This is a genomic window from Stappia sp. ES.058 (assembly GCF_900105595.1).
Classification (GTDB): domain Bacteria; phylum Pseudomonadota; class Alphaproteobacteria; order Rhizobiales; family Stappiaceae; genus Stappia.
Genome location: NZ_LT629784.1, coordinates 152,601 through 174,190 on the forward strand (window position 1 = coordinate 152,601; position 21,590 = coordinate 174,190).

Consider the following 21,590-nt stretch of genomic DNA (forward strand, 5'->3'; position numbering starts at 1 on the left):
TTCCGGGGATTGCGGAACAGGCAAGCACCGGTAGCTCAGCTGGATAGAGCACCAGACTACGAATCTGGGGGTCGGGGGTTCGAATCCTCCCCGGTGCGCCATTTCTCATTTTTAGGCATTTCTTCCCTTTAACGCATTGTTTTCGATAATCTATTTGAGTTTGAACGAGGCTGTTTTTCGGCGCCAAGCCTTTGGTCAAAAAAGTGATTCAAAGCGATAGGCGCAATCGATTCTGAACCTTGCAACTCCCTGTAAAACTGCGGCTTTTTAAATTTACTTTCGGAGTTCGAACTTTTTTGAAATTCCGTGCTGGGGGCGCTGCCCCCAACGCCACTTCAAGCGGAATCAGCATGACCGTGGCTCGTTGCACTGCGCCCGCACCACCCATGCAGATTTCGCTTTCCATTCTGCCCCCCGTGTTCGCCACAGGGCAGGGAGGCAAGGCCTTGCCTCCCGATTTGTATTCGGGAAGCGGAATTTCGTATTCTCAATCCATGAAAAATTTCAAATACACAAACGACGATGTGGCCTGGTTAGAGCCAATGGACTACCAAGGATTTTGGGTGGCGATTGCGCCCTATAACCTTGTGCTGCAAGACCGTGGTCATTGTGACGACCAAATCGCCCGCGGCCTTGTCGACGAGGCCACTGTTTTGAATGTTCTCAAGGCTATGGCTCGGATGGAACTGGCTAAACGCCATGAATTGCGCTGGAAATCTGCAATACCTTGGCTCAAAGTGGTGAAGTAATACAAGTCAGATTGAGTTGTTATCGCTGACCGCAAGATGTGCGTGGTAGTACCACGCATCTTGGCAAGGGAGACGCTGGCGCTCTCCCGTTGCATCCCTCTCGACCTGGCCCGGATCAGGCCTTGAGCCCTCCCGCGCCACTCAACCGCATCGCCGGTTGACCACTCGCAAGGGAGACCTCGCTCTCCCTGCACCCATCGATCAAAAGGCGTTCCTGCCCTTTGAAATCCTGACCAACCATTCGCCGTTTGGATGCCGTCAACGCATCGGCGCTGAACCAGGGCCGCCGTAACAACCCAAGGCACTCGAGAATGCTCAGCTTGCTATCGGCTCTAGCCGACTGCAGCTCGAATCGCTCAGGTTCGGTTGGCGGTGAGCCAACTTGTAAGTTCCTGTTCGCCGCTGTTCGTAATGTGAAATAGACTGCTTGCTGATTTGTGCACGAGCCTGCCAACACACAGCTTATCAAGTGACTTTGTGACAGACGATGGGCTGCATTTTGCGCTAGCACCTAACTGTGATCGCGACAGTCCACCCGGCTTTGCGTGAGCCAATAACATCAATAACTCTTTTTCGGCCGGCACCTTTTTGCTCACAAACGTTTCATCACCAATGGACTCGACAAATGGCAGCATGGAACGAGTCAAGGCCAGCATCACCTGGGCGACCTTGCTCTCTTCGCCGTGGTGGAAAAGCCTGACAAACTCCGCCAGTATCCAACCAGCGCCGTTCGCCAATAAGGCAGCATCTATTCCAGTGGGGTCAACTTGCTTGACGTGGACTGCATTCCGCTTGCTCCGGATATTATATATGAGGCCATATGCAGCCCTTGGTATCAAGAACCTCAATGCATCATCGAGCGACGCATCCTGTTCGATATGCGCCATCGTGGTCTTCACCGACTTAATCTCCGCTGGTGCGGCTCCAGTTCTGATATGTTCAATTGCTCGAAAGGTGTGTTCTACGAAGCGGCCGCCCTGAGTTAACGCCTCCTCGTTCTCTCCCGCTTGAAACTTGGATACTAATTTCTCGTAGGTACGAACTAGATCCTCCGCAAGTGAACTGGGAATTACGGTGGAGAGATCCTTTATCAGCTCATCCCTCATTCGCTGACAGCCTTATAAAGCCAAACGTCTTTCTTGCCGACCTTTGCCTTTTTTCGGGTCAGCTTACCATCCCTTACTAGGTCTGCTATAGGTCCCGATAGAGAGGTTTTTTTGGCATTAATGGCCATTTCTTGAAGTCGATCAAATACGTCAAGAAGAGAGCGTTCTTGCTCAAACCAACCGTCAGAGAGTATCTTGTTGAGTGAGCTCCTTATTGGAATTCCGGTACGTTTTCGCTCCTTAGGTGCCTTGACATCACTCCGAGCGGCGGCATCATCGCCTGTCCCTTTCGACATCACCTTAGGTTTGGTGCGTCGGGCGGTGTATGTGCTTGAAGGAGCTGATTTGGCGCCACTTATGATTTTCGCAATCGCTTCCAAATTCGCGGTGCGAACGGCGTAGTGGCCGCCTACGACTGTCAACAGGTGTTGATCTTTCAATTTCTTTAGGATCGGCCGCAAGCTTCCGCCAGCGATCCCCAAAGCCACTTCAAGATCGGCAGGTTTAGTTTTTGGATCGAGGTTCTCATCCAAAATATACCGCCAACCCAACATCCCGACGAGATATACAAGTACTTTATTCTCATTGCTCAGGGAGGTTCCATCTGGCGTGAACACGATCTCCTTTGTTTGAGGATCGTACCGGATATAAAGTGAAACTATGTCCTCTATTCGTTCTTCTGTGATCTTGTCATGATCTGCAACTAAATCCTTTAGGGCCATTTCTCCTCCGCTACTTTTTCTTAAATGAATTTTGCACCAAACCGATGCCCGATTTCGTTACGTAGAAGTAACCCGCATTCTGGTGTGCGGGAGCTATCGCCCCAGACTTTAGGGCGAGATTGAAGTCGCGAGGAAAATTCGCTGGCATAGGTTCTTTTGCCAAAGAAAATCGTGACTTAATATCATCTTTTGAAAATGCGGTTAGACCTTCGTGTAAAGACATAAAGTGGCCGATTGCTACGATCTGATCGGGCTTTTTACTAGCGTTCACCTCGTCCAGGTACTCCCTCAGCGAAACTGGGGCCTCGGAGGAGGCGGACGGGGCGCCAGTCGGAGCTGCATTGCCAAGGCCGGGCGCTGGAGTTCCGCCGAGCACCAAATGCATAATGTGGGCAGCCGTCGCCGAATTAACCTTCCTCTGTATACTTATGCCTGAGCCGCTGAGGGTCAGTTCGAACGCCTCACTACTATCTTGTGCTTCTTCCATTTGGTCCTCGATTCTTTAAAGCAGCTTGAACGATATGGACTTGGTGCCGGCTTGTCAATTAAAAGTATGGAGCAACTGCGTTGCGGTATGCGTTTGACAGAATATAAGCCGCGTTTTATGCCCTAAATAAAAGGCATATGGCCTCACTTTATGCACAATAAGGTCCTCAATATACATACACGTATAGCGCAACCGACATTTAAAATGAAGAATATATATAAAATAGCGATACAAAACAACGTGTTAAAGAGCCGTAATTCGTCATGGATGGAGAAGGGATAGAGGCAATACGTTGGTGTATGCATCAAATTAGAATAAGGGCTTTGCCCCCGGCGCGGGCAAGGGCGCGGTCTCCCGAGGCTCCGCGCCCTTCGGGCTTCGTGCACCCGCCGCGCTGGTCCTTGCCCTTGCCACCCCCATTCTCGCCGAAGGGCAGGGGTTCAGAGGCCTGAACCCCAGATTGGATTTCTCCGTCAACGTCCGAGGGTATGGCCGCGCACTTCTTCGGACAGCCGGATGCAAAACGGCGAGGGCCGCTTCTTTTTGTCCGGCTTCGGATTCTTCGGTTGTTTGGATTTACGGCTTGCCGCCCTGGAGAATGTCTTTTTTAGGGACATGGCGGCACCGGAGGTTCATTGAACCTCAGGTGCTCAAGTTGGGCGTTCCAGTCCGATAAGACCTCGAACAATTGGTTCGAATTTTCATCATCTAGGTGCGCCATTTCTCCTGAAAATCACTTGATTGAATTTTCCAGGCGCTTTGCGCTCAGGTTCCGGGCCGCGTCTTCACGGTTTCTTCTCCGCCGTGACCGCCTCGGCGGCGAGTTCCACTTCCGCCGCTTCCATTTCCGCTTTGGCCTCTTCTTCCGCTTCGGCTTCCGCCTCGCGTTCCGCTTCCGCGTTTTCGGCTGCCCAGACGCCGGCGGCTTCCACCGCGACCGGCGAGGCGGTCGGCAGGACGCCGAGGTAGCTTTCCGTCTCCTGCGTCGGCACGACGGCGCGCTGTGTCATGCGGTAGAGCGCATAAAGCGCGATTGCCGCGAAGGTTATCCCGAGTACCGGCCAGAAGGCGAAGGGTCCGGCCCGTTCCATCGCCCAGCCGGTCGCGAGCGGGCCGACGATGGCGCCGAGCCCGAAGGTGAAGACCAGCCCGCCGGAGGCTGCAGGCATGTCTTCGGCCGAGAGCGTGTCGTTGGTATAGGCGAGAAACAGCGCATAGAGCGGCGTCGTCACCCCGCCGGCGAAAAAGGCGGAGGCCATCAGCGCCACCAGCCCGCCGCCGGTCAGCCAGCCGAGCAGGCAGGAGGCGGCGCCAAGGCAGGAGGCGCCGAAGATCAGCTTGCGCCGGTCCATGCGGTCCGACAGCCAGCCGATGGGGTATTGCAGCACCAGCGCGCCGGCAAAGAGCATGGCGACGAACAGCGCGATCTGCGAGGCGGTCATGCCGATCTGCGAGCCGAACACCGCGCCCATGCCCGATTGCGTCGCATAGACGCTGCCGAGCAGGAAGATGCCGACCGTGCCGAGCGGCGAGCCGGCGAACAGGCTGCGCAGCGACATCGGCCGCGCGACCTCCACCGCCGGCACATGGGCGACCGACAGAAGGATCGGCGCAAACGAGATCGACACCAGGATCGAGGCGCCGATGAAAAGCACCGAGGTGCCCGCGTCGCCGAGCGACAGCAGCCCCTGCGCGCCGATGATGCCGAGCGTCTGCGCGATCATATAGGCGGAGAGCACCTTGCCGCGCGTCTCGTTGGTGGCGGCATCATTGAGCCAGCTTTCCGCGGCGACATAGATCCCCGACATGCAGAAGCCGATAAGCACCCGCAGCAGCGTCCAGGCTATGGGATCGGTGAAAAGCGGGAAGGAAATCAGCCCCGCCGACATGAAGCTGCCGAGCGCCGCGAAGACACGCACATGCCCGACGCGGCGGATCAGTGCGGGCGTGAAGCGCGCGCCCGACAGGAAGCCGGTGAAATAGCCCGAGGTGACGATCGCGAGTTCGGCGGCCGAGAACCCCTCGATGCCGCCGCGCAGGCCGATCAGCGTGAAATGCATGCCGTTGCCCAGCATGATCAACACAATGCCGAGCAGCAGCGCCCAGACCCCGGCCAGAACCTGAAACATGACCCGTCCTTTCGCGCCCGTGATCGCGTCTTCCCGTCAAAGCCTTGGCACAGGCGGGCATGCGCAATCGTCGTTGCAGCGTCGCATCCCGGTCCGATTGCGACAATTGTGACGCTGCGTAAATTTCAGGCAATTGCCGGCGATGTTTCCAACCGCCTGAAAACGCTTTAGCTTCGCCCGCAAGACAAGCGATCGATCAGGGAGATGCCGGACATGACGACACGGGACGACGCGGTGGCGCGGGCCGCGCGCTATTTCGACGAGGGCGCTTTTCGCACGGATCTGGCGCGGCTGGTCGCCTTCGAGACGGAGAGCCAGAACCCGGCGCAGGCAGCGGAACTGCGCCGCTACATCGATGAATTGGCCCGTCCCTGGCTGGAGCGTCTCGGCTTTGCCTGCGAGGTGCTGGAAAATCCCGACCCGCGCGGCGGGCCGCTCTTGTACGGCGAGCGCATCGAGGATCCGGCGCTCGAGACCGTCTTCACCTACGGCCACGGCGATGTCATCCGCGCCCAGACCGAACAGTGGCGCGAGGGGCTGCACCCCTTCAAGCTGGTGGAGGAGGGCGACAGGCTCTACGGGCGCGGCACGGCCGACAACAAGGGCCAGCACCTGATCAATCTCTCCGCGCTGGAAGCGGTGCTTGAGCTACGCGGTTCGCTCGGCTTCAACGTCAAGATCGTGCTGGAAATGTCGGAGGAAACCGGCTCGCCGGGTCTGGCCAAGCTCTTTGCCGACAACCGCGAGCGCTTCGCAGCCGACGTCCTGATCGCCTCCGACGGGCCGCGTCTGGAACCCGACCGCGCGACGATGTTCATGGGTTCGCGTGGCGGCGTGAACTTCGATCTCAAGGTGCATTTGAGGGACGGCGCGCATCACTCCGGCAACTGGGGCGGGGCGCTCGCCGATCCGGCGACGATCCTGGCCCATGCGATTGCCGCCATCGTCGACCGGCGCGGCTCGATCCGTATTCCCGGATGGCGGCCGACCAGCCTGACGCCGGAGATCCGCGAAACGCTCAAGGGCCTGCCGGTCGATGGCGGCGACGGGCCGAAGGTCGATCCCGACTGGGGCGAGCCGGACCTGACGCCGGCGGAGCGCGTCTTCGGCTGGAATTCCTTCGCGGTGCTGGCGATGACGAGCGGCGTGCCGGAGGCGCCGGTCAACGCGATCTCGGGCGAGGCCCGCGCCCATTGCCAGCTGCGCTATGTGGTCGGCACCGACCCGGACGACATTCTCCCCGCCCTGCGCCGCCATCTCGACCGCGAGGGCTTCGACATGGTGGAGATCACGCCGGCGGACCGGGTGTTCTTCCGCGCGACCCGGCTCGATCCGTCGAACCCCTGGGTCGGCTTCGTCGCCGCCTCGCTGGAAAGGACCGCAGGCCAACCGCCGCATGTCCTGCCCAATCTCGCAGGATCGCTCCCCAACGACACCTTCTCCGAGGTGCTCGGCCTGCCGACCGTCTGGGTGCCGCATTCCTATCGCGGCTGCTCGCAGCATGCACCCGACGAGCATGTCATCCAGTCCACCTGCCGCGAGGCGCTGCAACTGATGGCGGGGCTGTTCTGGGACATCGGCGAGCGCTCCGCGAAAGCGCCGTCGTAACGGCGGGTTAAGGCAAAGCGGCACCCGCGCTCGACGCAAGGCGCATCAGGCCGTAAAACGCGAGAAGTTTCGGTTTCTCGCGTTTTACGGGTGTGCTGGTGGTGGGTCTTTCGGATCGGTTCTTGCGGTTGCCTCGTCGGGCTGTGGCCGCCGTTTTTCTGGCGCTCGGCCTTGGCGCATGCGTTTCGGAAAATCCCGCCTATCCCGCCTATTATCGCTATGCGGTGGATGTGAAGGTGGACGGCGAACCGGTCACCATCGAGCGGGTGATCAAATGCACCGGGGAGTTCGTGACCGGCTCGACCGTCGCGCCAAGTGCGACTTTCAGCAGAACATACATCAGTCCGCCGGTCATCGGCGCGAAAGTCCCGGACAGCACGGCGGCTGTTTATGTTCCAGTCGTATCCGCCTGTTTCTGGGCTGCGTTGGATGACGAGGGGCGCACCTGGGAGGGCAAGACGGTTGATGCCTGGCAAGAGGCGGCGCCCTTCACCGAGGGCCACCCTACGCTCAAGCCCGGCTCTAAACTGCCGATCCTGTGGGTGGAGGATGCCGAGCGTTTCGCCAATATCGAATACCATATCAGCGAGCGGTCGCTGTCGGGCGAGAACGGACGGATAGAGTTCGTCCGCGCCCATCCGCCGGAAAAGGTGGACGAAGCGGCCTTCGAGGCCTCGGAGCGCCGCGCCCGCCTGGAAAGCCCCGATCTCACGCCGTTTTTCTTTCCCGAAGACGGCAAGGTTATCGAGAGTACGAAGATCTACCGCGATCGCTTTGGCCCATGGGAGGGTCGCCATGACGGGCCGGGTATCAGACCTGTTTGTTATGCGGCTTGGGTTATTTCCCGCGACGAATGGCAGAAGGTCCCCGGGGTCGAACAGTGGGTTGCGTCGCTAAGGCCGGAGGAAAATACGGCCTACCGGCTGTCGTTCGACCTTGCCGAGACCTTTGACGAGGTCTTGCCGGCCGTTCACGGGCGCAGCGGACAGAGGCTTTTTCCGATCGGTTATGTCTCTGACCGGGACCGGGAAGACGTCGGCCGGTTCGCGTTTTTCGATACGGTCCACCCGGTCGTCCACACGCGCGAGGGCCTCTATGTCGATCTGGATCGCTCCGGACTGGCCGGATGTAATTATGGTGCCCTCAATCCGGAGAGCCGTCATTGGGTCTGGGCAAAAGCCAACTACCTCCGTGACGCTGGGCCGAATGATGCCTCTGTCGTGCGTTTTGACAGTGCTCGTCTGTGGGCCGCGCTCCCGTGGCGTTACCCATATTACGTCGCCGAGCTCGACGCATTCGTTCTCTTTAGATCGATTTCCCCGGGTGGAAGCACAAGCGGCGAGCCTGTTGAACAGGGATGGACAGAATGACGCTTTCTCAAGATGTTGCGCCGATCTGATACGAGATATCGGGTCGTCATCCCGGACTCCGCACAAGCGAAGATCCGGGATCGGAGAGGCACGACGTTTCAGCTCTTGTCTCGTGAAGACGACCGGGGCTTTGGCTCCCCGATACCGGGTCGCGGCTTCGCCTTGCCCGGCATGACGCGGGAGTGGCGATACCCTCCGTATGCCCGCAAACAAGGCGGCTGAAGAGCTGTTCCGCCCGCCCGCGATAGCCGGCGCCTCGCCTTCGATTGTGATCTCCGGCCAGCGATGGTCTGTGCCAAAGTGTCGCGGGCGCGAACCGCGTCGGCACACCGGGCGTAAAATTTGTCATCCAGACGGGAGGACAGGATGATCGATTTTCGCACCCCATACGACCCGCGCGACCTGTCGCGCATGATGAGCCTTCAGGCGAGCTATCTTCGCCAGGACGGGCTTGTGATCGAAGCCCGCGCCCTGGCGAAGCGGGCCGACGCGTTCGGCGCCTATGCGATGCTCATGCAGGATCTCGGCACGTTGCCGGTCCGGTCGGAGACCGGCGCCCGCACGTGAACGCACGGCTTTTTCCCCCGACGCGTGCGGAGGCAACGGCGCGGCTTGCGGCGTTTCTTCCGCACGCGGGCAAGACTTACGCGAAGCTGCGCAATCACGACCCCGGTCCCGATGCGCCCTCGCATGTCTCCAGGCTTTCGCCTTACGTTCGCCACCGCGTGCTCACCGAGGCTGAACTTGTCCGCGCCGCCGTCGACCGGCATGGTGAGGGGCCTGCGGAAAAATTCATTCAGGAAGTCTTCTGGCGCACCTACTGGAAGGGCTGGCTCGAGCTTCGCCCCGGGGTCTGGGACGCTTATTGCGAGGATCGCGACACCGCCCGGATCGAGGTCGCCGGCGACTCCTATCTCGCCGAGCATCTCGCCCGCGCCGAAGAGGCCCGCACGGGGATCGACTGTTTCGACCACTGGGTGCGCGAGCTGGTCGAGACCGGCTATTTGCACAATCACGCGCGCATGTGGTTCGCCTCGATCTGGATTTTCACGCTGAAACTGCCGTGGGAGCTGGGCGCGGATTTCTTCCTGCGGCATCTGCTCGACGGCGATCCGGCCTCCAACACCCTTTCCTGGCGCTGGGTCGGCGGGTTGCAGACGCGCGGCAAGACCTATCTGGCACGCGCCGACAATATCGCCGCCCACACCGGCGAGCGCTTCAACCCGCAAGGGAAGCTGGCGCAAGAGGCGCTGCCGCTCGACGGCCCTCTACCGCCCTTGCCACGGCCGATTGTGCCCGGTCCACGGCTCGGGAAGGACGGCGGTCGGACCGGGCTTCTCGTTTTCGATGACGATGTGGACGTGCAGGACCTGTCGGATCGCGTCGCGCCGGTCGCCGTGGCAGGCGTTTCGAGCGCCGCCTTGCGCTCGGACGTGTCGGTCTCGGGGCAGGTGCAGGATTTCGTTGCGGCCGTGCTGGACGATAGCCTGTCGCGGTTCTCGGTACCTGGCGCGCGCTTGCGCGATCAGGTGATGACGCCGCATGGCGTTGACGAGGCCGTGCGCGACTGGGCGCGCGACCATGCCCTCGACCGGGTCGTCGCCCGTCACGTGCCGGTCGGGCCGGGGCGCGCCGTCGCGGATCGCATTGCGCGGGCGCTCCAGCCCGACGGCGTCGCCTTTCTTCAGGAGATGCGCGGCTACGATGCCCGCGCCTGGCCCCTTGCCACCAAGGGCTTCTTTCCCTTCAGAAAACAAATTCGCGAACTGACCGCTGCACTTGGGGCTTCCGGCTGAGTGCAGGGCAGCTCTTCCTTCACACCGCTTGACCCGCCCGCGGCCGTCTCCTATCGTCGCGCTTGATTTCGTTGGGGTGCCCGAACGGGCTGAGAGACGCGAAGATGCGTCAACCCACTGAACCTGATCCGGGTCGTGCCGGCGGAGGGAACGAATGATGCGCCGCAAGGCGCAGGACCGCGATCTCAGACGGTCTTTCGGATCTCACCCTTCGCCAGATACCCGCCCGGATCGCAAGCAACGATTTGCGCCTTGCACGGTTTTCCGTGTTCGACGCCGGGACAGCGGGTGAGACATGGACGCGACGACACGCGACGGCACGGCGGAGACCTTGCACCACGGCGCCGGCAAACAGGCGCCGCCCGCAATCGCGCTGACCATCGCCGGCTCCGACAGCGGCGGCGGAGCGGGCATTCAGGCGGATCTCAAGGCGTTTTCGGCGCTTGGCGTCTATGGCGCCAGCGCGATCACGGCGATCACGGCGCAAAACACGCGGGCCGTCACCCATATTCACGACATTCCGCTCGATGTGGTTGCCGGCCAGATCGCCGCCGTGCTCGACGATCTCGACGTGGCGGCGGTGAAGATCGGCATGCTGTCCTCGCCGGAAATCGTCGAAACGGTTGCCGAGGCGCTGGCCACTTACAAAGGGCCGGTGGTGCTCGATCCGGTGATGGTCGCCAAGTCCGGCGCGCAACTGCTGCGGGACGAGGCGGTGGCGGCGGTGCGCGACATTCTGGTGCCTCGCGCGACGCTGGTGACGCCCAACCTGCCGGAGGCCGCGCTTCTGCTCGGCGAGGAGCCTGCGACGGACCTTGCCGCTGCCGAACGACAGGGGCGCGCGCTTGCAGCCCTCGGCCCGGCCGTCCTGATGAAGGGCGGACATGCGCAAGGCGCCGTTTGCACGGATCTGCTGATCGCCGGCGACCTGCCGTCGGTCGCCTTGAAGGCGCTGCGGCTCGACACGAAGAACACCCATGGCACCGGTTGCACCCTGTCGGCCGCGATTGCGGCGGGGCTGGCGAAAGGCGCCGACCTCGCGCAGGCCGTGCGCGAGGCCCATGCCTATCTGCATGGCGCGATCGCCTGCGCCGACGAACTTCGGGTCGGCTCGGGACACGGGCCGGTGCATCACTTCTATCGCCAATGGGGACGCCAATGACGAATGTCTCGGTCATCGGCGCCGGCGTGGTCGGCCTGGCCTGCGCCACGGCTTTGACGGAAGCAGGCCACGACGTCACGGTCCACGACCGGGGTGAGGGTCCCGGTCCCGCCTCCTGTTCCTGGTGGGCCGGCGGCATGCTCGCGCCCTGGTGCGAGGGCGAGAGCGCGGAAGAGCCGGTGGAACGGCTCGGCGCGGAAGCGCTCGACTGGTGGGCCGCGCGCGTCGACGGTGTCGCGCGCAACGGCAGTCTCGTGGTTGCGCCGGCGCGCGATGCGGCGGATTTGCGCCGTTTCGAGCGCCGCACGCGAAATGCCGAGAAGATCGACGGCGAGCGGGTCGCCGAACTTGAGCCCGACCTTGCCGGGCGCTTCCGCCAGGCGCTGTTCTTTGCCGGCGAAGGCCATCTCGACCCGCGCGCAGCCCTTGCCGGACTGCGGCAGCGTTTGTCCGAGAGCGGGACGGAGATTTGCTATGGCAGCGAGATCGATCCGGAAGATGCGACCGGCGATCAGGTGATCGATGCGCGGGGCTTTGCGGCGCGCGGCGACCTCGCGGAGCTGCGCGGCGTCAAGGGCGAAATGCTGGTGCTGCGCTCCGCCGACGTCACGCTGTCGCGCCCGGTGCGGCTGTTGCATCCGCGCATTCCGCTCTACATCGTGCCGCGCGGCGAAGGCGTCTTCATGGTCGGCGCGACCATGATCGAAAGCGACGAGCGCGACCGCATTTCCGCCCGCGCCATGCTGGAGCTTCTGGGCGGCGCCTATGCGCTGCATCCCGCCTTCGCGGAAGCCGAAATCCTGGAGATCGGCGTCGATGCGCGACCGTCCTTTCCCGACAACCTGCCGCGGCTGATCCGCGAGGGCCGCGTCATCCGGGCCAATGGCACCTATCGCCACGGCTTCCTGCTCGCCCCGGCGCTCGCCGCACAGGCGGCGCGCCTTGTCGCCGATCCGTCCTCCAAACCGGAGTTTATCCATGAGCATCATCGTTAACGGCGAACCGCATGAGCTTGCGCCGTCTTCGCTGGCGGCGCTCCTGAACGATCTTGGCTATGGCGACGCCATCGTCGCCACCGCACTCAACGGCGATTTCGTGCCGTCGGAGGCGCGGGATGAAACGGCCGTCGCCGATGGCGACCGGGTCGAGATCCTCGCGCCGATGCAGGGAGGCTGAGCCATGCTCAAACTCTACGATCACGCGGTCGAAAGCCGGCTGCTGCTCGGCACCGCGCTCTATCCTTCGCCCGCGATCATGGCCGAGGCCGTGCGCGCCGCACGTTGCGATATCGTGACCGTGTCGCTGCGGCGGGAATCGGGTTCGGCGCGCGCCGGTCAGGATTTCTGGGGCTTTATTCGAGATCTCGGCATTCGCGTCCTGCCCAACACCGCCGGCTGCCACACGGTCAAGGAGGCGGTGACCACCGCGCAGATGGCGCGCGAGGTCTTCGGCACGTCCTGGGTGAAGCTCGAGGTGATCCATGACGCCGACACGCTCCAGCCGGACGTCTTCGGACTGGTCGAGGCGGCGCGCATCCTCAGCGACGACGGCTTTCAGGTGTTTCCCTATTGCACCGAGGATCTTGGTGTCGCCGAACGGCTGATCGAGGCCGGCTGCGAGGTGCTGATGCCCTGGGGCGCGCCGATCGGCTCGGCGCGCGGTCTCAACAATGTCTACGGGTTGCGGTCGCTACGCGCGCATTTTCCCGACATTCCGCTGATCGTCGATGCCGGTCTCGGGCTGCCGTCGCATGCGGCGGCCGCGATGGAGCTTGGCTACGACGCGGTGCTCCTCAACACGGCGGTCGCCAAGGCCGGCGATCCGGGAATGATGGCCGATGCCTTCGCCCGCGCGGTCGAGGCCGGGCGGCTGGCCTTTGCCGCCGATCCGCTGGAAGCGCGCGACATGGCGGCCCCTTCCACCCCCGTTCTCGGCAAGGCGTTCCTGGAATGAAACTCGATCCCTTCTACCCAATCGTCGACAACGCGGCCTGGATCGCGCGCATCGTGCCGCTCGGCGTCCGGCTGGTGCAGCTGCGCATCAAGGACCGGCCGGACGACGAGGTCCGCGCCGGGATCCGAGAGGCGGAGGCGCTTTGCCGCCGCCACGACTGCATGCTGGTCGTCAACGACTTCTGGCAGATCGCCATCGAGGAAGGCTGCCGTTTCGTTCATCTCGGTCAGGAGGATCTGGCCGAGGCGGATCTCGACGCGATCCGAAAGGCCGGGCTGGGTCTCGGCCTCTCCAGCCACGACCACGCGGAACTGGAAACGGCGCTGGCCGCGACGCCCGACTACATCGCGCTCGGGCCGGTCTATCCGACCATCCTGAAGAAGATGAAATGGGCCGAGCAGGGGCTCGACAAGCTGACCGAATGGAAAAAGGCGATCGGGGATATCCCGCTCGTCGCCATCGGCGGCATGAGCGTGGAGCGCGCGCCGGGCGCCTTTGCCGCCGGCGCCGACATCGTTTCCGCCGTCACCGATATCACCCTCAACGACGACCCCGAAGGACGCGTCCGCGCCTGGCTCGCCGCGACGCGGCGCTGAGGCAATTCGTGCAACTTTGACAATATGAGGCACAAAAAATGCGAATTCTGGTATTGTTTTTGACGATTTTGATGAGCGCGCCGGCCATGGCGGCCGACAAGATGACGCTGCTGCTCGACTGGTACGTCAACCCCGACCACGGTCCGGTGATCGTCGCGCAGGAGCTCGGCTACTTCGCGGACGCGGGTCTCGAGGTCGAGGTGATCGCCCCGGCCGACCCGTCCGCGCCGCCCAAGATGGTGGCGGCCGGCAAGGCGGATCTGGCGATCGCCTACCAGCCGCAGATCCATCTGCAGGTCGCCGAAGGCCTGCCGCTGAAGCGCGTCGGCACGCTGATCGCTTCGCCGCTGAACTGCCTGATGGTCAGGGACGACGGGCCGATCAAGACCATCGCCGACCTGAAGGGCCGCAAGGTCGGCTATTCGGTCGCCGGCGTCGAGGAGGCGCTGATGGTGGCGATGCTCGCCAGGCACGGGCTGACGCTGGACGATGTCGAGATGATCAACGTCAACTGGTCGCTGTCGCCGTCGGTCATGTCCGGCCAGGTTGACGCCGTGATCGGCGCCTACCGCAATGTCGAGCTGAACCAGATGGAGATCGAAGGCGTGAAGGGCCGCTGCTTCTTCATCGAGGAAGAGGGCACGCCGACCTATGACGAACTGATCTATGTCGCCAATCCGGAGCTGATGGACACCGACATGATCGCGCGCTTTCTCGAGGCGACCGAGCGGGCGACGCAATACATCATCAACCACCCGGAAGAGAGCTTCCGCATCTACTCCGGCACGGCCAAGGAGCTGCAGGACGAGTTGAACGAGCGCGCCTGGTTCGACACGATCCCGCGGTTTGCCTTGCGCCCGGCAGCCCTCGACCATCGCCGCTACCAGCGTTTCGAGGCCTTCCTGAAGGACGCGGGCCTGATCGAGACGATCAAGCCGGTCTCCGACATAGCCATCGACGTGACCGCGCCATGAGCGGTACGCCCGATTTCGGGTCGCCGGTGTTTGCGGCCTGGCGCGAGGCCGCCGGGCCGGCCTGGCCGGCCTACACCGGCCACGCCTTCGTGACGGGCCTTGGCGACGGCACGCTGCCGCGCGAGGCCTTCCTGCATTATCTCAAGCAGGACTACATCTTCCTGTTCCACTTCGCCCGCGCCTGGGCGCTGGCGGTAGTGAAGGCGCAGACGATCGAGGAGGCGCGGCTCGCCGCCTCCATCGTCGACGGGCTGGTCAACGCGGAGATGTCGCTGCACGTCGAGATTTGCGGCAAGGCCGGCCTCGAGGAGGCCGATCTGCTGTCCGCGGAGGAGGCGCTGGAGAACCTCGCCTACACCCGATACGTCACCGACGCGGGGCTTTCGGGCGATTTTCTCGACCTGATCGCAGCCCTTGCCCCTTGCGTGATGGGCTACGGCGAGATCGGGCTGGCGCTGAAGGAAGCCTCCGCGTCCGACACGCCCTATCGCGACTGGATCGAGACCTATGCCGGCGACGAGTATCAGGAGCTTTGCGGCAAGGTCGGCGCGCTGATCGAGACGGCAAGTGTCGCGCGTCTCGGCGCGCGGCCGCAGGACGCACCGCGCTTTGCGGCCATAGCCGCCCGCTTCCGGAACGCCACGCGGCTGGAAGTCGGCTTCTGGGACATGGGCCTCAGGGGCCACGTTTGAGGATCACCTGTGACAATGGTTGAAACGACCGCCTCCGCTTATTGGTCCGCACCGGCACTTCGGCTGGCGGGCAGCTTCCGCCACGCCGGACGGCCGCTGTTCGACGGACTCGACCTGCCGGTGGAGGCGGGGCGCTGGACCTGTCTGCTCGGGCCGTCCGGCGTCGGCAAATCGACGGTCCTGCGGCTTTTTGCCGGCCTCGGCACGGGCGGCACCTTCGACGGCGAGATCGCGGCGGACGACGGGGTCGCCATTGTCGACAGGGTCGCCTTCATGGCCCAGACGGATCTCCTTGCACCCTGGCTCGACGTGATGGGCAACGTCACGCTCGGCAGCCGGCTGCGCGGCGAACGGATCGACCGGGTGCGCGCCCGCGACCTCATCGCCCGCGTGGGTCTTGCCGATCATGTGGAAAAGGCGCCGGCGCGGCTGTCGGGGGGCATGCGCCAGCGGGTGGCGCTGGCCCGCGTCCTGATGGAGGACCGTCCGATCGTGCTGCTCGACGAGCCCTTCGCCGCGCTGGACGCGCGAACCCGCGCGGAAATGCAGGATCTTGCCTTCGACACGCTGAAGGGCCGCACGGTGCTGCTGGTGACCCATGATCCGGCGGAAGCCGTGCGCCTCGGTCACCGGATTTTCATTCTGGCGGAAACCGGCCTGTCGGAGGTCGAGGCGCCCGCGCTCGATCCCGTGCGTCCCGTCGAGGCGAAAGAAACCATGGACATGCAGGTGCGGCTCTTCCGCGCGCTCAAGGGAGAACCGGCATGAGCGCGGGACGGGAATTCTCCGACGACGTCTCCAAAACCGGGCGCGTGCGCGATGCGGTGCTCGCCGCAGGCGTGGCGGTGTTGCTGTGGCAGGCGTTGGTCTGGGTGACCGGCGTTCCGCCGTTCATCCTGCCCGGCCCCTGGCGCGTCGCCGAAAGCCTCGTCGCCAATGCCGCATTGATCGGCGAACATGCTCTGACCACCATTGCCGAGGTGTTGATCGGCCTGCTGCTTGGCGCGGCGCTCGGGGCGGCGACCGCGCTGCATCTGATGATCTCGCCGCTGGCGCGAAGGCTGGTGCTGCCGATCATGGTGTTCAGCCAGGCGGTGCCGGTTTTCGCGCTCGCCCCGATCCTGACGCTGTGGTTCGGCTACGGCATGGCCTCCAAGATTGCGATGGCGTTGCTGATCATCTATTTTCCGGTGGTCTCGACCTTCTACGACGGGTTGCGGCGCACGGATCCGGGCTTGCTGGATCTCGCCCGCACCATGGGGGCGCCCCCATCGCGCACGCTTGTTTTCCTGCGGCTGCCGGCGGCGCTTCCCGCCTTCGGCTCCGGCCTCAGGCTCGCCGCCGTCTATGCCCCCATCGGGGCGGTGATCGGCGAATGGGTGGGCGCCTCCAAGGGGCTTGGATACCTGATGCTGCTTGCCAACGGCCGTGCCAAGACAGACCTGATGTTTGCCGCCCTCTTCGTGCTCGCGCTTTTCGCGGTGGTGCTTTATGCGGCGGTGTCCGCCTTCACGCGGCGCATGACGCGCTGGTCGAGCGAGACGACCGACGCGGGCTGAGCGCCCTCGATCCTCAGACCTTGTTCTTCAGGCGCCCGCGACATCGCCATCCGCGCCGGGTCGGGCCAGCAGCACCGCCGTGCCGGAGCGAAGCGACACGCGGACACCACCGTCGTTGCCGGATGCCACCCGGTTGGAGAGGGTCAGCGACTGACCCATGGTCACGTCGCGGTCGGTGAGCGGCCAGTCCACCCCGCCAAGGCTCAAGGCGCAGAGATCGGAAAAGGCGAGCACGGAAAACAGCGTTCCCGCCGGCAGGTCGACGGTCTGATCGCCGGGCATCAGCGGCCAGGCTTCTTCGGTGCCGCTGGTCATCATCACGGGCAGTCCCCCGGCATGCAGGCTGATGCCGTGCAGCAGATTGTGCACCGCGTGATCGGAGCGGGCCCCGCCGAGTGCGCCGGCGATGACGAGTGCGTCCGCGCCACGCGCCAAAGCTTCCGCGACCGCAAGTTCGCCGTCGGTCATGTCCTTGTCTTCAGGATAGGACTGGCGGCGAACATCCGCCCAGTCGCGGGCGAGAGCGTCGTCGCTGGAATCGAAATCCCCCACCCACAGTTCCGGCGTGACGCCGAGTGGAGCGGCATGGCGCATGCCGCCGTCGGCGGCAATTGCGCGGTGGTCGGCGATTTGCGCGATGAGGCGCGGGGTCGCGACGACCTCGCCGCCGAGAAGAATGAGAAAGGAGGTGCCGTCTTTCATGTCGCGCCGTCGGGTCCGGTTTCGCTGTCAAATCAATCATCGCCTTGTACCACGGCGATTTTTTTGCGCATTGTGCGATCAGGGGGGGACACAATGAATCTATCTTACATGCTCGCAGACCGCGCCGAGGCAGGAAACCCGGTGCGCGTGGCTTTGATCGGCGCCGGAAAGTTCGGCTCCATGTATCTGACCCAGGCGCGTTTGACCGCGGGCGTCCATGTCGCCGCAATCGTCGATCTCGATCCGGCCCGCGCACGCAAGACGCTTGCGACCTGCGGCTGGCCGCAGGAACAGGGCAACGCGCCCTCGCTGGATGCGGCGATGGCATCGGGTGCGACCCATGTCACCGATGCGCTCGCACCGGTGCTGGCGGATGGCCGTATCGACGTGGTGATTGAGGCGACCGGCGACCCGGCGGTCGGCATCCGCCATTGCCTGGCGATCATCGACAGCGGCAAGCATGTGGTGATGGTCAACGTCGAGGCGGACGTTCTGGCCGGGCCGCTTCTCGCCCGCAAGGCGCGGGCTGCCGGCGTGGTCTATTCGCTCGCCTGGGGCGATCAGCCGGCGTTGATCTGCGAACATGTCGACTGGGCGCGAACCTGCGGATTCAAGGTGGTCTGTGCCGGCAAGGGCACGCGCTACCTTCCGCAATACCATCAGCTCACACCGGATACGGTCTGGGACGTGTTGACGCAATATCTCGACATCACCGACCGCAGCATGATCAACCCGAAGATGTTCAATTCCTTCCTGGACGGCACCAAGTCAGGAATCGAGATGACGGCGGTGTGCAACGCGACCGGCCTGGTGCCGCAGCCCGACGGGCTGGCGTTTCCCCCGGCAAGCCGCTTCGAATTGTCCAGCGTCTGCAAGCCGCGTGAGGCCGGCGGCACGCTTGCCATGTCGGGCACGACGGAGGTCGTCTCCTCGCTCACCCGCGATGGCGAAAACATTCCCCATCACCTGGCGATGGGCACTTTCGTGGTGATCGAGGGCGAAACGGATTACGCGCGCCAGTGCTTTCGCGAGTATCACATGCTGGAGGACGACAGCGGACGCTATGCCACGCTGTACCGGCCGACCCACATGATCGGCATGGAGCTAGGACAGTCGGTCGCCTCCGCCGTTCTCAGGCGCGAGCCGACCGGCGCGCCGACCGCCTTCGTCTCCGATGTGGTGGCGACCGCCAAGCGGCCGATCAAGGCGGGCGATACGCTTGACGGCGAGGGTGGGGCAACGGTGTGGGGCAAGCAGCAGCCGGCGGCGGTTTCCCTGGAAAAGGCGTTCCTGCCGCTCGGTCTGGCAAGCGGCGTGCGGCTCACCCGCGATATCGCGGAAGGCGAGATACTGACCTGGGACAGCGTGACGATCGACGCCGACGATCCGGCGGTCAGGGTCCGTCGCGAGATGGAGGCGGCCTTTTCGCCGGGCTGAGCCCGGCAAGCGGACCCGCACCGAGACGACGCGGGAGGCGCGGGCCAGGCGCCCGCGCGCGCCTGTCCGCGACCCGGTGCCGTCAGGTTCGCGCAAACCGGGTGTGTCCCGGATTTCGAATGCGCAGAAGGTGTAGCCTCTTTGCCGGTTTGTTGCGCTTTCTGTTTTCTTCAAGTTCAATCCAATAAAAATAATTGATAAAAATTACAATTACGTAGTTGCGAGAATAATCACTATTTATTTTTTCCATTTATAGATTTTTCTATTCACGAGTTTTTTAGCGAATTGGGTGAATTCTGGTAAGCGCGTTAAATATCCCCGATCGTGCACATGAGATTTTTTAATTTTCTCCAGGAGGCGGAGACTGAAATGAAGTGGTCGTCCATCAAAATGAAGCCCAAGATTGTATTGGGGATGTCCTTTCCGATTCTTCTCTTGATCGTGATCGGTATCCTGTCGATCTCGAGCCTTGGAAAGCTCAAGACGGCCTCCTCCTGGGTCGATCATACCTATGAGGTTATTGGGCAGGCCCAGAACGTCATCGCTTCGGCCGTGAATATGGAAACCGGCATGCGCGGTTATCTGCTTGCCGGCGAGGATGCGTTTCTGGAACCCTACAGGGCCGGCGAAACGACCGCCTATGCACAGATCGATAGCCTTCAGGAAACGGTCTCGGACAATCCGGGGCAGGTCGCCAGGCTCGCGGAGGTCGAAAACCTGCTGCGTGAGTGGCAGGCCGATGTCACCGAGCCGGTAATCGCCTTGCGCCGCGAGATCGGTGATTCAAAGACCATGAACGACATGGCGAAACAGGTCGGGCAGGAGCGCGGCAAGACGTATTTCGACAAGTTCCGGGCGCAGATCGCGACCTTTATCGAGCGTGAACGCACGCTCCTTGCCGAACGCGAGGCGGAATTCGAGCGCCTGCTCGGCGAGCCGGTGGTCGCCACCGGCAAGGCGAAAGCAACCATCGACTGGGTAACCCATACCTTCAAGGTGATCGGGGCGGCCAATGAGATCATCGCGGCCGCCGTCGACATGGAAACCGGCATGCGCGGCTATCTTCTCGCTGGCAAGGAGGCATTTCTGGAGCCTTATGTGGGTGGCTCGGCGCGGTTCGCCGAACTGACGTCGGCGCTGCGCGAGACGGTGAGCGACAATCCGCCCCAGGTCGCGCTTCTGCGCGAGGTCGAGACAACGATCGCAAACTGGCGGAACGAGGTGGTGGAGCCGATGATCGCGTTGCGTCGCGAGATCGGTGACGCGCCGACGATGGATGATATGGCACGGCGCGTCGGCGAGGCGCGGGGCAAGGTGTATTTCGACCGGTTCCGCAAGTTGATGGCCGATTTCTCAGCGGAAGAAGAAGCGCTCAAGGTCGCCCGCCAGCAACAGAGCTCCGAGACCGAGGCCGACACGCGCATGCTGATCATCGGCGGCATCGCCATCGCGGTCGTGCTCGGCGGCGGTCTCGGCTTGCTGATCGGCAGCGGGATTTCCAGACCGGTCACCCGCATGACCGCGGCAATGGGCCGGTTGGCCGGCGGCGACAAGACGGTGGAGATCCCCGGCGCCGACCGCGGGGACGAAATGGGCGCCATGGCAGCGGCCGTTCTGGTGTTCAAGAACAACATGATCAAGGCGGAGGAACTGGCGGCGCGCGACGCGGAAGATGTCCGGGCAAGGGACGTGCGCGCGAAGCGGATCGACGAGATCACCCGGGAGTTCGACATGGGCGTGTCCGAACTGCTCGGCGCGGTCGCCGGCGCTTCGACGGATATGGAAAGCACCGCCACGTCGATGTCCGGCATCGCCGACGACACCAACAACCGGGCGACCACTGTCGCCAGCGCCGCCGAACTGGCATCCGCGAATGTCCAGACCGTGGCAAGCGCGACGGAGGAGTTGTCGAGCTCGATCCAGGAGATCGCGCGCCAGGTTTCTCAGTCGGCCGAGATCGCCGGCCGCGCCGTCGATCAGGCGTCCCGGACCGACGAACAGGTGAAGGGCCTCGCGTCGGCGGCGCAGCGGATCGGCGAGGTGGTCAGCCTGATTTCCGCCATCGCGGAACAGACCAACCTGCTGGCGCTGAACGCGACCATCGAGGCGGCGCGTGCCGGGGAGGCCGGAAAGGGCTTTGCCGTCGTCGCGGCGGAAGTCAAGGAGCTGGCGAGCCAGACCGCCAAGGCGACGGACGATATCGGCCGGCAGATCGGCGGCATCCAGAGCGAGACCGACGGAGCCGTCGCTGCGATCCAGTCGATCGGGACCACGATCGCCGAGATCAACGAGATCGCCGCCGGCATTGCCTCGGCGGTGGAGGAGCAGACCTCCGCCACCCGCGAGATCGCGCGCAATGTCGAGGAAGCGGCGGCGGGAACCGGCCATGTTACGTCGAACATCCTGCAGGTCACGCGGGCGGCGGGCGAAACCGGTGCGGCGGCGGTCAAGGTGACGGCGACAGCCGGCGAGTTGAGCGACAAGTCCGCACAGCTCAAGACGCGGGTCGAGACCTTTCTCGACGACGTGCGCAGCGCCTGAGATCAGG

General features: G+C 63.3%; 21 protein-coding genes, 1 tRNA gene and 1 riboswitch. Of the genes, 17 read left to right on the top strand and 5 right to left on the bottom strand.

Annotated features, from left to right (window positions below):
* Positions 1–24: 24 nt before the first annotated feature.
* Positions 25–101, top strand: a tRNA-Arg gene (locus BLU32_RS00720).
* A 249-nt stretch (positions 102–350) separates the two neighbouring features.
* Positions 351–749: a hypothetical protein gene (locus BLU32_RS21545; protein WP_157727425.1), complete on the top strand. Its 399-nt coding sequence runs from the start codon at positions 351–353 to the stop codon at positions 747–749.
* Between the two features lie 356 nt (positions 750–1,105).
* Here BLU32_RS21545 and BLU32_RS00730 read toward each other — a convergent pair whose 3' ends face one another.
* The 4 genes from BLU32_RS00730 to BLU32_RS00740 all read right to left on the bottom strand — a co-directional run bounded on the left by BLU32_RS00730 (position 1,106) and on the right by BLU32_RS00740 (position 5,193).
* Positions 1,106–1,855: a hypothetical protein gene (locus BLU32_RS00730; RefSeq protein ID WP_093804541.1), complete on the bottom strand. Its 750-nt coding sequence runs from the start codon at positions 1,853–1,855 to the stop codon at positions 1,106–1,108.
* Positions 1,852–2,577: a hypothetical protein gene (locus BLU32_RS00735; protein ID WP_093804542.1), complete on the bottom strand. Its 726-nt coding sequence runs from the start codon at positions 2,575–2,577 to the stop codon at positions 1,852–1,854. The genes BLU32_RS00730 and BLU32_RS00735 overlap by 4 nt, the downstream gene beginning before the upstream one ends.
* Positions 2,578–2,587: 10 nt before the next feature.
* Positions 2,588–3,064 (bottom strand): hypothetical protein, encoded by a 477-nt coding sequence (locus tag BLU32_RS21550; protein WP_157727427.1) that lies wholly within the window; start codon positions 3,062–3,064, stop codon positions 2,588–2,590.
* 785 nt (positions 3,065–3,849) lie between these two features.
* The gene (locus BLU32_RS00740) at positions 3,850–5,193 is read right to left on the bottom strand and encodes an MFS transporter (RefSeq protein ID WP_093804543.1); all 1,344 of its coding nucleotides are present in this window, start codon (positions 5,191–5,193) and stop codon (positions 3,850–3,852) included.
* Between the two features lie 213 nt (positions 5,194–5,406).
* Between BLU32_RS00740 and BLU32_RS00745 the strand changes: the two genes are divergently transcribed.
* From BLU32_RS00745 to BLU32_RS00805, 13 genes are all read left to right on the top strand, one after another.
* Positions 5,407–6,801 carry a M20 family metallopeptidase gene (locus tag BLU32_RS00745; protein WP_093810398.1) on the top strand — a complete coding sequence of 465 codons (1,395 nt, stop codon included), beginning with the start codon at positions 5,407–5,409 and terminating at the stop codon, positions 6,799–6,801.
* 98 nt (positions 6,802–6,899) lie between these two features.
* On the top strand, positions 6,900–8,171 hold the full coding sequence (locus BLU32_RS00750) for a hypothetical protein (protein WP_157727429.1): 1,272 nt from the start codon (positions 6,900–6,902) through the stop codon (positions 8,169–8,171).
* A gap of 366 nt (positions 8,172–8,537) precedes the next feature.
* Entirely contained in the window at positions 8,538–8,738 is a 201-nt protein-coding gene (locus BLU32_RS00755) for a hypothetical protein (RefSeq protein WP_093804545.1), read from the top strand.
* Positions 8,735–9,967, top strand: a complete 1,233-nt coding sequence (locus BLU32_RS00760; protein ID WP_093804546.1) for an FAD-binding domain-containing protein — start codon at positions 8,735–8,737, stop codon at positions 9,965–9,967. Before BLU32_RS00755 ends, BLU32_RS00760 begins: the two co-directional genes overlap by 4 nt.
* Positions 9,968–10,029: 62 nt before the next feature.
* Positions 10,030–10,134, top strand: a riboswitch (TPP riboswitch).
* Positions 10,135–10,262: 128 nt separating this feature from the next.
* On the top strand, positions 10,263–11,129 hold the full coding sequence (thiD, locus tag BLU32_RS00765) for a bifunctional hydroxymethylpyrimidine kinase/phosphomethylpyrimidine kinase (RefSeq protein ID WP_093804547.1): 867 nt from the start codon (positions 10,263–10,265) through the stop codon (positions 11,127–11,129).
* The gene (thiO, locus tag BLU32_RS00770; RefSeq protein ID WP_093804548.1) at positions 11,126–12,124 is read left to right on the top strand and encodes a glycine oxidase ThiO; all 999 of its coding nucleotides are present in this window, start codon (positions 11,126–11,128) and stop codon (positions 12,122–12,124) included. Before thiD ends, thiO begins: the two co-directional genes overlap by 4 nt.
* Positions 12,108–12,305 carry a sulfur carrier protein ThiS gene (gene thiS / locus BLU32_RS00775; RefSeq protein ID WP_093804549.1) on the top strand — a complete coding sequence of 66 codons (198 nt, stop codon included), beginning with the start codon at positions 12,108–12,110 and terminating at the stop codon, positions 12,303–12,305. The genes thiO and thiS overlap by 17 nt, the downstream gene beginning before the upstream one ends.
* Positions 12,306–12,308: 3 nt before the next feature.
* Positions 12,309–13,082: a thiazole synthase gene (locus BLU32_RS00780; protein ID WP_093804550.1), complete on the top strand. Its 774-nt coding sequence runs from the start codon at positions 12,309–12,311 to the stop codon at positions 13,080–13,082.
* Positions 13,079–13,678 carry a thiamine phosphate synthase gene (locus BLU32_RS00785; protein WP_093804551.1) on the top strand — a complete coding sequence of 200 codons (600 nt, stop codon included), beginning with the start codon at positions 13,079–13,081 and terminating at the stop codon, positions 13,676–13,678. Before BLU32_RS00780 ends, BLU32_RS00785 begins: the two co-directional genes overlap by 4 nt.
* A gap of 38 nt (positions 13,679–13,716) precedes the next feature.
* Positions 13,717–14,652, top strand: coding sequence for an ABC transporter substrate-binding protein (locus BLU32_RS00790; RefSeq protein WP_093804552.1), 936 nt, complete (start codon positions 13,717–13,719; stop codon positions 14,650–14,652).
* Positions 14,649–15,344, top strand: coding sequence for a thiaminase II (tenA, locus tag BLU32_RS00795; RefSeq protein WP_093804553.1), 696 nt, complete (start codon positions 14,649–14,651; stop codon positions 15,342–15,344). Before BLU32_RS00790 ends, tenA begins: the two co-directional genes overlap by 4 nt.
* A 15-nt stretch (positions 15,345–15,359) precedes the next feature.
* Complete coding sequence (locus BLU32_RS00800) at positions 15,360–16,112, top strand: ABC transporter ATP-binding protein (protein ID WP_093804554.1); 753 nt, start codon at positions 15,360–15,362, stop codon at positions 16,110–16,112.
* A complete protein-coding gene (locus BLU32_RS00805) occupies positions 16,109–16,903 on the top strand; it encodes an ABC transporter permease (protein ID WP_093804555.1) in 795 nt (264 codons plus the stop codon). Before BLU32_RS00800 ends, BLU32_RS00805 begins: the two co-directional genes overlap by 4 nt.
* Positions 16,904–16,930: 27 nt before the next feature.
* Here BLU32_RS00805 and BLU32_RS00810 read toward each other — a convergent pair whose 3' ends face one another.
* Positions 16,931–17,605, bottom strand: coding sequence for a thiamine diphosphokinase (locus tag BLU32_RS00810; protein ID WP_093804556.1), 675 nt, complete (start codon positions 17,603–17,605; stop codon positions 16,931–16,933).
* Positions 17,606–17,698: 93 nt separating this feature from the next.
* On the opposite strand from BLU32_RS00810, the gene BLU32_RS00815 reads away from it, so the two are divergent.
* Together BLU32_RS00815 and BLU32_RS00820 are read left to right on the top strand one after the other, a co-directional pair.
* Complete coding sequence (locus tag BLU32_RS00815) at positions 17,699–19,042, top strand: NAD(P)H-dependent oxidoreductase (protein ID WP_093804557.1); 1,344 nt, start codon at positions 17,699–17,701, stop codon at positions 19,040–19,042.
* Positions 19,043–19,456: 414 nt separating this feature from the next.
* The gene (locus BLU32_RS00820) at positions 19,457–21,583 is read left to right on the top strand and encodes a CHASE3 domain-containing protein (protein WP_172838509.1); all 2,127 of its coding nucleotides are present in this window, start codon (positions 19,457–19,459) and stop codon (positions 21,581–21,583) included.
* The last annotated feature ends 7 nt before the right edge of the window (positions 21,584–21,590 follow it).

Excerpts from the sequence above, each read along its gene's own strand:
- tenA (WP_093804553.1), top strand. The coding sequence starts at position 14,649 with ATGAGCGGTACGCCCGATTTCGGGTCGCCGGTGTTTGCGGCCTGGCGC.
- BLU32_RS00745 (WP_093810398.1), top strand. The coding sequence starts at position 5,407 with ATGACGACACGGGACGACGCGGTGGCGCGGGCCGCGCGCTATTTCGAC.
- BLU32_RS21545 (WP_157727425.1), top strand. The coding sequence starts at position 351 with ATGACCGTGGCTCGTTGCACTGCGCCCGCACCACCCATGCAGATTTCG.
- BLU32_RS00800 (WP_093804554.1), top strand. The coding sequence starts at position 15,360 with ATGGTTGAAACGACCGCCTCCGCTTATTGGTCCGCACCGGCACTTCGG.
- BLU32_RS00815 (WP_093804557.1), top strand. The coding sequence starts at position 17,699 with ATGAATCTATCTTACATGCTCGCAGACCGCGCCGAGGCAGGAAACCCG.
- BLU32_RS00805 (WP_093804555.1), top strand. The coding sequence starts at position 16,109 with ATGAGCGCGGGACGGGAATTCTCCGACGACGTCTCCAAAACCGGGCGC.
- thiO (WP_093804548.1), top strand. The coding sequence starts at position 11,126 with ATGACGAATGTCTCGGTCATCGGCGCCGGCGTGGTCGGCCTGGCCTGC.
- BLU32_RS00730 (WP_093804541.1), bottom strand. The coding sequence starts at position 1,855 with ATGAGGGATGAGCTGATAAAGGATCTCTCCACCGTAATTCCCAGTTCA.
- thiS (WP_093804549.1), top strand. The coding sequence starts at position 12,108 with ATGAGCATCATCGTTAACGGCGAACCGCATGAGCTTGCGCCGTCTTCG.
- BLU32_RS21550 (WP_157727427.1), bottom strand. The coding sequence starts at position 3,064 with ATGGAAGAAGCACAAGATAGTAGTGAGGCGTTCGAACTGACCCTCAGC.
- BLU32_RS00785 (WP_093804551.1), top strand. The coding sequence starts at position 13,079 with ATGAAACTCGATCCCTTCTACCCAATCGTCGACAACGCGGCCTGGATC.
- BLU32_RS00810 (WP_093804556.1), bottom strand. The coding sequence starts at position 17,605 with ATGAAAGACGGCACCTCCTTTCTCATTCTTCTCGGCGGCGAGGTCGTC.
- BLU32_RS00780 (WP_093804550.1), top strand. The coding sequence starts at position 12,309 with ATGCTCAAACTCTACGATCACGCGGTCGAAAGCCGGCTGCTGCTCGGC.
- thiD (WP_093804547.1), top strand. The coding sequence starts at position 10,263 with ATGGACGCGACGACACGCGACGGCACGGCGGAGACCTTGCACCACGGC.
- BLU32_RS00755 (WP_093804545.1), top strand. The coding sequence starts at position 8,538 with ATGATCGATTTTCGCACCCCATACGACCCGCGCGACCTGTCGCGCATG.
- BLU32_RS00790 (WP_093804552.1), top strand. The coding sequence starts at position 13,717 with ATGCGAATTCTGGTATTGTTTTTGACGATTTTGATGAGCGCGCCGGCC.
- BLU32_RS00735 (WP_093804542.1), bottom strand. The coding sequence starts at position 2,577 with ATGGCCCTAAAGGATTTAGTTGCAGATCATGACAAGATCACAGAAGAA.
- BLU32_RS00820 (WP_172838509.1), top strand. The coding sequence starts at position 19,457 with ATGTCCTTTCCGATTCTTCTCTTGATCGTGATCGGTATCCTGTCGATC.
- BLU32_RS00740 (WP_093804543.1), bottom strand. The coding sequence starts at position 5,193 with ATGTTTCAGGTTCTGGCCGGGGTCTGGGCGCTGCTGCTCGGCATTGTG.